This is a genomic window from Phenylobacterium sp. (genome assembly GCF_030693405.1).
Classification (GTDB): domain Bacteria; phylum Pseudomonadota; class Alphaproteobacteria; order Caulobacterales; family Caulobacteraceae; genus Phenylobacterium.
In genome coordinates, this window is sequence record NZ_JAUYAW010000072.1 from 1 (window position 1) to 12,241 (window position 12,241).

The window sequence follows — 12,241 nt, forward strand, 5'->3', positions numbered from 1 at the left end:
CAGGCGGGCGGCGACGGCGTCCTTCCAGAGGCGGTGGACGCCGCCGCTCATCAGGTCGTTCATCAGGTCATAGCGGCGGGCGACGCTGTCGAAGACCCCGCGCACCAGGCGAGGCTTCTCGTCGGCCGCAACGTCGCGAAAGCCGAAGGTGGCGGCAGGTCCGGTCATGGCTCGCCTCATAGCCTCCCTGAGCCGCCCGCGCCAGCGCAAGGCCGCCTCACACAGTTCAAGTTGATCGGGGGCGCGGCCTCTGCCAATCGATGCCCCATGCCTGAACTTCCCGAGGTCGAGACCGTCCGCCGCGGCCTGGCGCCCGTTCTGGACGGCCAGCGCCTGACCCGCGTGGAGGCCAGGCGGCCGGACCTGCGCTTTCCCTTTCCCGAGGGGTTCGTCCAGCGGCTGGCCGGGGCGCGCATCGAGGCCCTGTCCCGGCGGGCGAAATATGTGCTGGCCCCCACCGACCGCGGCGACACGCTGGTCATGCATCTGGGCATGAGCGGCCGCTTCGAGATCGCCCGTCCCGAGGGGACGATCCGGCCAGGCCAGTTCGTCTATGCCGCCGACCCCGATCCCAAGCACGCCCATGTGGTCTTCGAGACCGAGGCCGGCGGCCGGGTCACCTATTACGACCCCCGGCGGTTCGGCTATATGGGCCTCATCCCGACAGAGACCCTAGCCAGCCACCCCTGGTTCGCCGGCATGGGGCCGGAGCCCCTGTCCGACGCCTTCGACGCCGGCCACCTCGCCTGCGCCTTCGAAGGCCGCAAGCAGGGTCCAAAGACCCTGTTGCTGGACCAGAGGATCGTGGCGGGGCTCGGCAACATCTATGTGTGCGAGGCCCTGCACATGGCCCGCATCTCCCCCTTCGGCCCCGCAGGCAAAATCAGCAAGCGGCGGCTGACCAGCCTGGTGGACGCCATCCGCCAGGTGCTGACCGCCGCCATCGCCGCCGGCGGCTCCACCTTGCGCGACTACGCCGCCGCCGACGGGGCCCTGGGCTATTTTCAACACAGTTTCCGCGCCTATGGGCGGGAGGGCGAGCCCTGCCTCAATGCGGGCTGCAAAGGGACCATCCAGCGCCAGGTCCAGGCCGGGCGCTCGACCTTCTTCTGTCCTGCCTGCCAGAGGTGAGCGTGATGCGTCGTCTGCCCGGGCTCTGCGCCCTGATCCTCCTGGCCCTGTCGGCGGCCTGCGCGCCCCCGCCAGCCAAGGCGCAGCCAGCGGTGTGGATCGTCCGCGATCACGATTCCGAGATGCTGCTGTTCGGCTCCATCCACCTGCTGCCGCCAGGGCTCGACTGGCGGCCGCAGGCCCTGGATGAGGCCCTGGCGAAGGCCGACGATCTCTGGTTCGAGCTGCCGGTGGATCCCGCCACCGAGCAGGAAGCCGCCCGCCTGGCCATGCGGCTGGGCGTCCTGCCGCCGGGGCCTGGCCTCTATGAACGCCTGCCCGAAGACAGCCGGCTGCGCCTGGGCCGCATGGCGGTGAAGTACGGCCTGCCGCCCAACGTGCTCGACCAGCTCAAGCCCTGGTTCGCCGAGGTCATGCTGGTCACCACCATGGTGGGCGCCCAGGGGGCCGACATCGCCAACGGTGTGGAACAGCAGGTCAGCGCCACAGCCCCGCCCAGCGTGCGGCGCGAGGCCCTGGAAACCGTCGAGGACCAGCTGTCGGCCTTCGACCACGTGCCCATGGACGAACAGCTCGCCAGCCTCGCCTATAACCTCCAGGCCATGGAGGAGGACCCCGAGGCCTTCGACCGGCTGGTGGCCATCTGGATGAACGCCGACCTGGCCGCCCTGGAGGCCGAGGCTGTGGCGCCCCTGGAGGCGGTCGCGCCAGCCCTCTATGAGCGCCTGATCGTCGCCCGCAACGCCGCCTGGCTCGCCCTGCTGCAGGACCGGCTGGAGGGCTCGGGTCGCACAGTGGTGGTGGTCGGCGCCGGGCATCTGGTGGGGGAGGTCGGCCTGCCGCAGCGTCTCCGCGCCCTTGGCTACGAGGTCGAGGGGCCTTAAGCGGCAAGGGACGTGTCTTCCACAGGAGCCGCCCCATGTCAGCGCCCATGTCCGCGCCCAGCTACGAGACTCTGCTCATCGAGGCCCACGGCCCCGTCACCCTGATCCGCCTCAACCGCCCCGAGGCGCTGAACGCCCTCAACGCCCAGCTGCTCGCCGATCTGGAAGCCGCGCTGGACGCCGCTGAGGCCGATGCGGACGTCCGCTGCCTGGTGCTCACCGGCTCGGCGCGGGCCTTCGCCGCCGGCGCCGACATCAAGGAGATGGCCGACAAGACCTATGCCGACATGTTCCTGGCTGACACCTTCGCCCGTAGCGCCCGGCGGATCGAGGCCTGCCGTAAGCCGATCATCGCCGCGGTCGCCGGCTTCGCCCTGGGCGGCGGCTGCGAACTGGCCATGATGTGCGACTTCATCCTGGCCGCCGACACCGCCAAGTTCGGCCAGCCGGAGATCAATCTGGGCGTCATGCCCGGCATCGGCGGCACCCAGCGCCTGACCCGCTTCGTGGGCAAGTCCAAGGCCATGGAGATGATCCTGACCGGCCGGATGATGGACGCCGCCGAGGCCGAGCGCGCGGGCCTGGTCTCGCGGGTGCTGCCGGCTGAGACCCTGGTGGAGGAGGCCCTGGCGGCGGCCGCCAAGATCGCCGCCCAGTCGCCGGTGGCGGTGATGATGAACAAGGAGCTGGTGGAGACCGCCTACGAGACCACCCTGTCGGCCGGGGTGGCGGTGGAGCGGCGGCTGTTCCACTCCCTCTTCGCCTTCGACGACCAGAAGGAGGGCATGGCCGCCTTCGTCGAAAAGCGGAAACCCAGCTTCAAGGGCCGCTAGGTGCGGATCCTCGCCTTCGGGGACTCCTTCGTGGCTGGGGTCGGCGATCCGGCCCACCAGGGCTGGCTTGGCCGCGCCCTGGCCGGGCGACCGGAGGTGACGCTGTACAATCTTGGCGTCCGCCGGGACACCAGCGCCGACATCGCCCGCCGCTGGCTGGCCGAGGCCCAGCCGCGGCTCACCGATCTTGAACCCTGCGGGCTGGTCTTTTCCTTTGGCTGCAATGACGCGAACGCCGCCGAAGGGGAGAGCTCACGACTCTCGCCGGCCGAGAGCCTGAAGAACGCCCATCTCCTGCTGAGCGCGGGCGCTCAGCAGGCGCCGGTGCTGATGGTGGGTCCGCCGCCGGCCGGAGAGCCAGGGCTCGCGGCGCGGGTCGAGGCGCTGAACGAAGCGTTCAAGGCGCTGTGCGCCCGTCTCAGGGTCCCCTATATCGACGTGCTGCGCCCCCTGGCGGTCAGCGGAACCTGGCTGGCCGAGGCCCAGGCCGGCGACGGCGCTCACCCGGGCGCGGCCGGGTATCAGCAGCTGGCCGAGCTTGTGGCGGTCCATCCGGCATGGCGAAGCTTCACCGGCCTGCAGTGAATCCGGGCTGACCGGTCAGGCGCCATTGACCGGCCCGCCGCCATCCCGTATATCCGCGCCTCCGATTTTCACCGCCCGGACCTGCGTTCGGGCGCGTTACTTTTCGAGAGCTTCAGAATGGCCAACACGCCCGGCGCCAAGAAGGCGATCCGCAAGATCGCCCGTCGCACCGAAGTCAACACCGCCCGCCGCTCGCGCGTCCGGACCTATCTCCGACGCTTCGAGGAGGCGGTCGCCGCCGGCGACGCCGCCGTCGCCAAGACCGCCTTCGTAGAGGCCCAGTCCGAAGTGATGCGCGCCGTCACCAAGGGCGTGATCCACAAGAACACCGCCTCGCGGAAGGTCTCGCGTCTGGCCGCCCGGCTGAAAAAGCTGGCCGTCGCCTAAAGCTTGACCTCGACTGCCCTTCGGGCGGCCTAGAGTCTTGAATCTGTTCGAAGAATGAACGAGCCCGCGCGCCTGTCCGGCGTGCGGGCTTTGTCGTTTTCCGGGCGCCGAGGTGCGACGCCTGCGACCAATGTTCTCAGCCCAGATCGGCCATTTCGGCATTTCCCTTGTGGCGCGAGGGCTCGCGCTTGAGTCAACGAAAATATCCGCGGACGGCGCGAAGAATCACCGTTGACCCCCCCCGGTCCAGGACTAGTCTCTGGCCTTCAACACAGACGTGTTTTCCATCTGAATTCGGATGAAAAAAACGGGGGCGGGACTCTATGCGCTCTCCGGGTAAGCCTCTGTGGTTGTTGAATAACGTGGCCGCGGCGTGGGGTTGCGGCCAATGATGGCGGATGTTGGGGGAAGAGCGAAAATGGCTTCTGGGGGATTGGCGGATAGAACGACGGCGACGCCGGCTGGGGCGGTCTGGACGAAGACCTGCCTGACCCTGAAACGCGAGCTGGGCGACGCCACCTTCGGCTCCTGGCTCGGCCACGCCGCCCTGCGTGAGCGGTCCGAGCATGAGGTCTGTCTGGTGGCGGCCACCGGCGTGGCCCGGGACTGGATCCGCCGCCACGCCTGGCGCCGCATCGGCGAGCTCTGGGCGCAGAACGACCCCGAGGGCCGGGCGCTCGACCTGAAATCCCGCATGGAGTTCGACGGGGCGGCCCCTGCGGAGCCCGTGATCGCCGAGGTGACCCTCGCCGCTGCCCAGGCTGCCGCCGCCCCCGTCCTGACCCTCCACGAGGCTCCTGCGGCCTTTGAGGCGCCTGCCGCCCGCCCGGTCCGGACCCACGGCCTGCAGGAACGCTTCACCTTTGACACCTTCGTGCCGGGGCCGGCCAATGAGTTCGCCTTCGCCGTGGCCCGCCGGGTGGGCTGCTGGGCCGATGGCCATTTCAATCCGGTGGTCTTTCATGGCCCCTATGGCTTCGGAAAGACCCACCTGCTGAACGCGCTCGGCTGGGAGGCTCTGCGCACGGCCCCGGACAAGAAGGTGGTCTATCTGACCGCCGAACGGTTCACCCAGACCTTCGTCAAGGCCGTCCAGGACCGCCAGACAGCGGCCTTCAAGGATGAGCTGCGCGACGCCGACCTGTTGCTGATCGACGACGTCCACTTCGTGGCCGGCAAGGCCTCGACCCAGGAGGAGCTGTTCCACACCCTGATCGCCCTGGTTCAGGACGGCCGCCGGGTGGTGATGACCGCCGACCGGCCGCCGCACGAGCTGTCGGACCTGGAGCCGCGCCTGCGCTCGCATCTGCAGGCGGGCCTGGTCTGCGGCATCGAGCCGGCCGACCGGGATCTTCGCCAGGGCATTCTGGAGCGCAAACTGACCATGCTGGCCCGCCAGGGGGGCTTCCCCGCTGAGGTGCGGCCTGAGGTGCTGCAGTTCCTCGCCGACCGCTTCAGCGACAGCGTGCGCGAGCTGGAAGGGGCCCTGAACACCCTGGTGGCCCGGGTGGGACCCGAGCTCGCCCAGCTCAGCCTGGACGAGGCCCAGGCCATTCTGCGGCCTCACCTGTCGGCGCCGGAGCGCAAGGTGACGGTGGATCACATCCAGAAGGCCGTGGCCGAGCATTTCGGCCTCACCCAGGCCGACCTGCTGTCAGAACGCCGGGCCCGGGCTGTGGCGCGCCCCCGCCAGGCGGCCATGTGGATCGCCAAGCAGATCACCACCCGCTCCCTGCCCGACATCGGCCGTCGGTTCGGCGGCCGCGACCACACCACCGTCCTGCACGCCGTGCGCCGTATCGAGGCCCTGAAGGCCGAGGATCCGAGCCTGGCCCGCGACCTCGACCTCCTGCTGCGCAAGCTGCGCGGCTAAGCGCCTTAGCCGACCCCACGGTCCGCAAGCCCAAAGGCCCGCCACCCCGGCGGGCCTTTCGCTTTTTCAGCCGACGCCTGGGACGGTTTGAGGCTCTGACCTCTCTCCGTCATGGTCGGACTTGATCCGACCATCCATGAGCACCCAGGCGGGCCCGGTGTTTATGGACCCTCGCGTCAAGCGCGACGGTGACGGGCGGGGGAGGGGCCGGCCAAGTCAGCCCCGCCGCAGCCGCCGGATCAGGGCCTGGGCCTCAGGCGGCGGCCGCTGTTCGATCCGCCGGTAGTCCTGACAGTCCTGGGTGCGCGAGACGAGGCCCGCGCTGACCATGGACCTGCGCAGGATGGCCGGGTCGCCGAAGGTGTGCAGGGCGTTCAGCCGGGCGTTGAACACCGGCTCTGAAACCGCATCCCCGGCCGGCAGGGCCGCCCACAGGGCCCAAAGCGCCAGGGCCTGCTGGGAGCGCTTGGCCGGCCATTGGGCAAGCCGCCCCTGGGCGTCGAACTGCCGGGCGATCTTCTCCACCCGCGCGAGATCGGCGGGCGGCGTCTCGATCGGCGCCTCAGGGGCGACGGAGCGGGCGCGAAAGTGTTGGAAGTTCTTCGCCCCGGCCGCCCGGGCCAGGATGTTGAGCATCTCCACATGGCCGGGCGTCGGCCCCTGGCGGGCCAGCTGGTCGCGCAGGGACTTGGCCAGGGCCGAGATGTCCGGCGTGGCGTACGGGATAGCTGTTCTGGGCATCACTCATCCTCATGAGGCGCCAACCCCGTGTCTCAGGGGCGTCGAGGTCACCGACTTTCGACCCGGCGCTTTCGGATAAGCGGGGCGTCTTCGTCTCAAGGCAGGTTTAGCTCCCCGGGTGGGGCGGTGACGCCTGGGTGAACTGCAGACCCTGACAGCGCTTCTATCAGTCCGTCAGAGGCTGGCAAGGCTGGCCAGTCGCGCACGAAAAAGGGCGGCCGCATCGCTGCGGCCGCCCTCGTTCGTCGTCAGGATGGAGGAGAGGCTGATCAGGCCTCGGCCTCGGCCCCTTCCTTCTTGGACAGGTCTTCGCCAGTCACCTGGTCGACGACCTTCATGGACAGGCGGGTCTTGCCGCGATCGTCGAAGCCCAGGAGCTTGACCTTCACTTCCTGGCCTTCGGTCAGAACGTCGGAGACCTTGGCCACGCGCTCGTTGGAGATCTGGCTCACGTGAACCAGGCCGTCCTTGGCGCCGAAGAAGTTCACGAAGGCCCCGAAGTCGACGACCTTGACCACCTTGCCGGTGTAGATCGCGTTCAGCTCGGGCTCCGAGGCGATGGAGCGGATCCAGTCGCGGGCCGCATCGATCTTGGACTGTTCGGAAGCCGCGATCTTGATGGTGCCGTCGTCGGAGATGTCCACCTTGGCGCCGGTTTCGGCGACGATCTCACGGATCACCTTGCCGCCCGAACCAATGACTTCGCGGATCTTGTCGACCGCGATCTTCATGGTTTCGATCTTGGGCGCGTATTCCCCGAGCTCAGCGCGGGGCGCGTCCATGGCCTTGGTCATCTCGTTCAGAATGTGCTGGCGGCCTTCCTTGGCCTGCTCCAGCGCCTTCTTCATGATCTCCTCGGTGATGCCGGCGATCTTGATGTCCATCTGCAGCGAGGTGATGCCATCAGCGGTGCCGGCGACCTTAAAGTCCATGTCGCCCAGGTGGTCTTCGTCGCCCAGGATGTCGGAGAGCACGGCGAAGCCGTCGGACTCCAGGATCAGGCCCATGGCGATGCCGGAGACCGGCTTCTTCAGGGGCACGCCCGCATCCATCATGGCCAGCGACGCGCCGCAGACCGTGGCCATGGAGGAGGAGCCGTTGGACTCCAGGATCTCCGAGACCAGGCGGATGGTGTAGGGGAAGTCTTCCGTCGCCGGCAGGACCGGACGGACGGCGCGCCAGGCGAGCTTGCCGTGGCCGATTTCACGACGGCCAGGCGAACCCATGCGGCCAGCTTCCCCGACGCTGAAGGGAGGGAAGTTGTAGTGGAGAAGGAACTTCTCCTTGTAGGTGCCTTCCAGGGCGTCGATGAACTGCTCGTCGTCGCCGGTGCCCAGTGTGGCGACCACCAGGGCCTGGGTCTCGCCGCGGGTGAACAGGGCCGAACCGTGGGCCCGGGGCAGGATGCCCACTTCCGAGACGATGGGACGGACCTTGTCGACGGTGCGGCCGTCGATGCGCAGGCCGGTGTCGAGGATACCGCGGCGGACCACGTCAGCCTCGAGCTCCTTGAACACGCCGCCCAGCTTCTGGCCGTCGGCGCCGTCGGGATTGGCGTCGGACTTGGCCATGGAGGCCATGGCCTTCTGCTTGGCCTGGCTGAGCGCTTCCTGGCGGTCCTGCTTCTTAGTGACCTTGTAGGCCGCGGCGATGTCGGCCCCGACCAGGGTCTTCATCTGCGCCTTCAGGGCGTCGGTGTCGTCAGCGGCGAAGTCGAAGGGCTCCTTGGCCGAATGCTCGGCCAGGTCGATGATCGCCTCGATCACCGGCTGGATCGACTTGTGGGCGAAGGAGACGCCGCCCAGGACCTGCTCTTCGGTCAGTTCCTGGATTTCGGACTCGACCATCATCACCGCGTCGGCGGTGCCGGCGACGACCAGGTCCATCTGGCTGGTCTTCAGCTCGTCCAGGGTCGGGTTGAGGACGTACTCGCCCTCGATGAAGGCCACCCGGGCCGCGGCGATCGGGCCCATGAAGGGGGCGCCGGAGATCACCAGGGCGGCCGAGGCCGCAACCATGGCGACGATGTCGGGATCATTTTCCAGGTCGTGCGCCAGAACGGTGCAGACCACCTGGACTTCGTTCTTGAAGCCCTTGACGAACAGGGGGCGGATCGGACGGTCGATCAGGCGGGAGACCAGGGTCTCCTTTTCCGAAGGCCGGCCTTCGCGCTTGAAGAAGCCGCCGGGGATCTTGCCCGCGGCATAGGTCTTTTCCTGATAGTTCACGGTCAGGGGGAAGAAGTCCTGGCCGGGCTTGGCGCTCTTGGCGAACACGGCGGTCGCCAGCACCACGGTCTCGCCGTAGGTGGCCAGAACCGCGCCGTCAGCCTGACGGGCCATGCGGCCGGTTTCGAGGGTCAGCGTCTTACCGCCCCACTCGATGGTCTTACGTTTGATGTCGAACATGCGTTTTTCTTCTTTCAGGTCCCGCAGGCGTATTCCTGGCGGGGGCGGACAGGGCGTCGGACTTCCGAAATCCTCTCCAGGTGAACAGGCGTGATGAGGATTTCGTCGCAACCCTCAGCGTGCGTCTTGGGGCCTTGGCCCCGCCGCCCGATAATCCCCGGCCTGTCTCGGAGGGGGCGGTGGTGATGGCCGCATTGAGCGGCGGCGGGGTCCTTGAAGCAGGGCCCCATATGCGACGCCCCCGCTTTCGCGGGGGCGCTTGGACGGTCTAGCGGCGGAGGCCGAGCACTTCGATGAGGGCCTGATAACGGTCGGCTTCCGACTTCTTCAGGTGATCGAGGAGCGACCGGCGCTGGGAGACGAGCTTGAGCAGGCCCCGACGCGAGTGGTTGTCCTTCTTGTGGGTCTTGAAGTGCTCGGTGAGGTTGACGATCCGTTCAGTCAGGATCGCGACCTGCACTTCGGCGCTTCCAGTGTCGCCCTCGCTGCGGGCGTGGGTCTTGATGAGTTCGGCCTTACGGTCCGGGGTAACCGACATCGTGCGTCTCCGCTCTATTCGAGATGAAAGACACGGGACGGCTCGAGCTTGCCGGCGCGCATCTCGCAGAGGGCCACCATCACGCCACGACACATGGCCGAAACGGTTCGAGCGCCCGGCGCAAGCCCGGCTCTCAAGGTTTCGACCTGTCGGGGAACGAGAACGATCGACCGTCCCTGCTTAAGTCTGAAAGCGTCTTCGTCGGTCACGGCCAACGCCGGGATGTCGTCCAGCGCGGTCTCGACCGGAAGCAATGCCTCCGACTGCCGGGCCTTATGCCCCAATTCCTCAAGTAAATCCAGCCCGATCGCCCGGGCCTCGGTGAAGGCGCCGACCCGGGTGCGGCGCAGGGCGCTCACATGGGCCTCCGCCCCCAGCCGCAGGGCCAGATCGCGCACCACCGAGCGCACATAGGCGCCCTTGCCGCAGTCCATGATCAGCTCGATGTGGTCGGCGTCGGGCGCCTCGCCCACCGCTAGGCCGTGGATCATGACGGGGCGCGCCTTCAGCTCGACCTCTTCGCCCGCGCGGGCCAGGTCATAGGCCCGCTCGCCGTCGACCTTGATGGCCGAATAGATGGGCGGGACTTGCATCACCTCGCCCTCGAACTCGTGCAGCACGGCCTTGACCTGCTCGGGCGTCGGGCGGACGTCGGACCGGGCGGTGATCTCGCCTTCCCGGTCGAGCGTCGTGGTGGACGCGCCCCAGCAGATGGTGAACCGGTAGCCCTTATCGGCCTCGACCATATAGGCCACCGTCTTGGTCGCCTCGCCCAGCGCCAGGGGCAGGACGCCGGTGGCCAGGGGGTCGAGGGTCCCGGCGTGGCCGGCCTTCTGGGCGTTGAAGATCCTGCGGACCTTGCCCACCGCCTGGGTGGAGGTCAGGTCATAGGGCTTGTCCAGGCAGATCCAGCCGGACACCGCCTCACCCTTGCGCCGACGGCCCATGGCTCAGTCCTCTTCGGGGGCGTCGAGGTCCTGGCGGACCTTGGGATCGTCGAAAAGCCGGCTCATCTGGTCGGCGGCGTCGAAGGTCTCGTCATGCAGGAACTTCAGTTCCGGCGTGGCGCGCAGCTCGATCATCCGCCCCAGCCGGCCGCGGAAAAATTTGGACGCCCGGTTCATGGCCGCCACGACCTCGGTGGCGTTCTCGCCGCCCAGGGGCTGGATGAAACAGACCGCGTGGCGCAGGTCGGGGCTGACGCGGACCTCGGTGATGGTGACGGGGTCGCCGGCCAGGGCCGGATCGTCCAGGTCCTCTTCCCGCAGGATCTCCACCAGGGCGTGGCGGACCAGCTCGCCGGCCCGCAGCTGGCGCTGGCTGGGGCCGCGAAGGGCGGGACGGGCGCCAGGCGTGCGCGAAGCCGGCGTGCGGGAAGGGGGACGGCGTTTCATGGCGAGGCTCTCGCAGGATCTGGCCTGGCCGGCGGCTCGAACGCCCGGCGCAGGGAAGGGCGCGCTTCTAGTGGCCGCGCCTTCCGAAGTCTAGGCCCGCGCCGCGCGGCCCGCCAGGGCGCTCACGCGCCCGTGCGCTGGCGGAAGAAGTCGATGACCCGGGTCTCGGCGGCCTTGGTCGGCCCGTCGGCCGCCAGATGCAGGGTCAGCGTCGAGTGGGGTGCGATGGGGGAGGGGGCGGCGTCGGCGTCCTCCAGCTCGATGGCCTCGAACCGGTCCCCGAACTCGGCCCGGTAGCGGTCGAACCGCGCCTGGCCCACCAGGGCGTCGCCCTTGAAGCGCAAGCCGATCATCGACAGGTCCTCGGTCTCGAACCGCCCCTTGGCGCAGGCGATCTCAGCCGGGCTGACCCCGATGGCGGCGGCGCGCCGCTTCGATCCTGCGGCCAGCGGCAGGGAGGGTTGGGCCAGGACCGGCGCCACCACGGCGGGCTCAGTCATCATGGCCAGCGCAAAGCCGCCGGTGAAGCACATGCCCACCGCGCCCACGCCCTTGCCGCCGCACTCGGCGTGGGCCTGACGGGCCAGGGCGCGGAGCCAGTCGACGATGGGACTCGACTTGTCGGTGGCCCAGACATGAAATTCCCGGCGCACGCAGATGGCCTTCAGGGCCTCGGCCGCTAGATAGGGCCGGCTGACCGGCCGGCCGGGTTCTCCGAACAGGCTCGGGCACCAGACGCTCATGCCCGCCTGGCTCAGCCGCTCGGCGAAGGCCAGGACCAGGGGGTGCAGGCCCGGCATCTCGTGGATGACAATGACCGCCGGCCCCGTCCCGCGGCGATAGACGGGCCGGACAAAGCGGCCGTCGTCGAATTCGAACCGCTGAAAGCCGTCCAGCTCAACCGCCGCCATGTCGTCTCCCCCTGCGCGTCGAGGGGAGACTAGCTCAGCGGCGCAGCATGTCGATCTCGCCCTCAAAGCCCGACAGCCGCCATACCCCCTCGGTCTGGGTGAAGATCAGCAGGCAGGGGCCGTCCTTGGTCCGGGTGGCGCAGACCCGGCCATCGTCCAGGGCCTTCAGCGACCCGGCGATGGCCACCCGCCCGGGCAGGGGCTGGGCCGCGTCATAGCCGTAGTATTCAGCCACCCCGCGAAACACCTGCGGGCGGACCAGCTGCTCGCTGGCGGCCTTGGCGATGGCCGGACCCAGCAGGGCGCCGAGCGCCCGCATCTCGTCATTGCCCCCGGCGCGGGCGGTCTCGGCGGCGATGCGCGCCTCAATCTGCGCCCGCAGCGCCTGGCGGTCCACATGGCGATCAAAGGTCGCCTCGTCCCCGTCGCGGATGGCGGTCAGCAGGGTGTGAACGTCGCCCGCCGCATCCAGCCGCTGGGCGCCGCCGGCGCAGGCGGTGAGCGTCAGGACGAGGGCGAGCGGGATCAGCAGGCGCAGGGGCTTGAACATCGGGCA

14 protein-coding genes are annotated in these 12,241 nt (G+C 68.9%); 6 read left to right on the top strand and 8 right to left on the bottom strand.

The window, feature by feature from the left end; genetic code table 11:
• On the bottom strand, window positions 1-168 hold a 168-nt coding region (locus tag Q8N19_RS15020), incomplete at its 3' end, for a class I SAM-dependent methyltransferase (protein WP_305592353.1).
• Window positions 169-267: 99 nt separating this feature from the next.
• On the opposite strand from Q8N19_RS15020, the gene mutM reads away from it, so the two are divergent.
• From mutM to dnaA, 6 genes are all read left to right on the top strand, one after another.
• Window positions 268-1,131 carry a bifunctional DNA-formamidopyrimidine glycosylase/DNA-(apurinic or apyrimidinic site) lyase gene (gene mutM / locus Q8N19_RS15025; RefSeq protein WP_305592025.1) on the top strand — a complete coding sequence of 288 codons (864 nt, stop codon included), beginning with the start codon at window positions 268-270 and terminating at the stop codon, window positions 1,129-1,131.
• A 5-nt stretch (window positions 1,132-1,136) separates the two neighbouring features.
• On the top strand, window positions 1,137-2,015 hold the full coding sequence (locus Q8N19_RS15030) for a TraB/GumN family protein (RefSeq protein ID WP_305592027.1): 879 nt from the start codon (window positions 1,137-1,139) through the stop codon (window positions 2,013-2,015).
• A gap of 47 nt (window positions 2,016-2,062) precedes the next feature.
• Window positions 2,063-2,848, top strand: coding sequence for an enoyl-CoA hydratase (locus Q8N19_RS15035; protein WP_305592356.1), 786 nt, complete (start codon window positions 2,063-2,065; stop codon window positions 2,846-2,848).
• Window positions 2,849-3,433 (top strand): GDSL-type esterase/lipase family protein, encoded by a 585-nt coding sequence (locus Q8N19_RS15040; RefSeq protein ID WP_305592029.1) that lies wholly within the window; start codon window positions 2,849-2,851, stop codon window positions 3,431-3,433.
• Between the two features lie 117 nt (window positions 3,434-3,550).
• Complete coding sequence (rpsT, locus tag Q8N19_RS15045) at window positions 3,551-3,820, top strand: 30S ribosomal protein S20 (protein WP_293321062.1); 270 nt, start codon at window positions 3,551-3,553, stop codon at window positions 3,818-3,820.
• A 418-nt stretch (window positions 3,821-4,238) separates the two neighbouring features.
• Window positions 4,239-5,693 carry a chromosomal replication initiator protein DnaA gene (gene dnaA, locus Q8N19_RS15050; RefSeq protein WP_371133874.1) on the top strand — a complete coding sequence of 485 codons (1,455 nt, stop codon included), beginning with the start codon at window positions 4,239-4,241 and terminating at the stop codon, window positions 5,691-5,693.
• Between the two features lie 216 nt (window positions 5,694-5,909).
• Here the strand turns inward: dnaA and Q8N19_RS15055 are convergent, their stop codons facing one another.
• From Q8N19_RS15055 to Q8N19_RS15085, 7 genes are all read right to left on the bottom strand, one after another.
• Window positions 5,910-6,434 carry a DUF2087 domain-containing protein gene (locus Q8N19_RS15055; RefSeq protein ID WP_305592033.1) on the bottom strand — a complete coding sequence of 175 codons (525 nt, stop codon included), beginning with the start codon at window positions 6,432-6,434 and terminating at the stop codon, window positions 5,910-5,912.
• A 269-nt stretch (window positions 6,435-6,703) separates the two neighbouring features.
• The gene (gene pnp / locus Q8N19_RS15060; protein ID WP_305592035.1) at window positions 6,704-8,842 is read right to left on the bottom strand and encodes a polyribonucleotide nucleotidyltransferase; all 2,139 of its coding nucleotides are present in this window, start codon (window positions 8,840-8,842) and stop codon (window positions 6,704-6,706) included.
• 268 nt (window positions 8,843-9,110) lie between these two features.
• On the bottom strand, window positions 9,111-9,380 hold the full coding sequence (gene rpsO / locus Q8N19_RS15065; RefSeq protein ID WP_305592037.1) for a 30S ribosomal protein S15: 270 nt from the start codon (window positions 9,378-9,380) through the stop codon (window positions 9,111-9,113).
• 14 nt (window positions 9,381-9,394) lie between these two features.
• Complete coding sequence (gene truB, locus Q8N19_RS15070; RefSeq protein WP_305592039.1) at window positions 9,395-10,327, bottom strand: tRNA pseudouridine(55) synthase TruB; 933 nt, start codon at window positions 10,325-10,327, stop codon at window positions 9,395-9,397.
• 3 nt (window positions 10,328-10,330) lie between these two features.
• Window positions 10,331-10,774 carry a 30S ribosome-binding factor RbfA gene (gene rbfA, locus Q8N19_RS15075; RefSeq protein ID WP_305592041.1) on the bottom strand — a complete coding sequence of 148 codons (444 nt, stop codon included), beginning with the start codon at window positions 10,772-10,774 and terminating at the stop codon, window positions 10,331-10,333.
• Between the two features lie 122 nt (window positions 10,775-10,896).
• Window positions 10,897-11,685 (bottom strand): dienelactone hydrolase family protein, encoded by a 789-nt coding sequence (locus Q8N19_RS15080; protein WP_305592043.1) that lies wholly within the window; start codon window positions 11,683-11,685, stop codon window positions 10,897-10,899.
• Window positions 11,686-11,719: 34 nt separating this feature from the next.
• Complete coding sequence (locus Q8N19_RS15085; protein WP_305592045.1) at window positions 11,720-12,235, bottom strand: DUF2939 domain-containing protein; 516 nt, start codon at window positions 12,233-12,235, stop codon at window positions 11,720-11,722.
• Window positions 12,236-12,241: the final 6 nt, after the last annotated feature.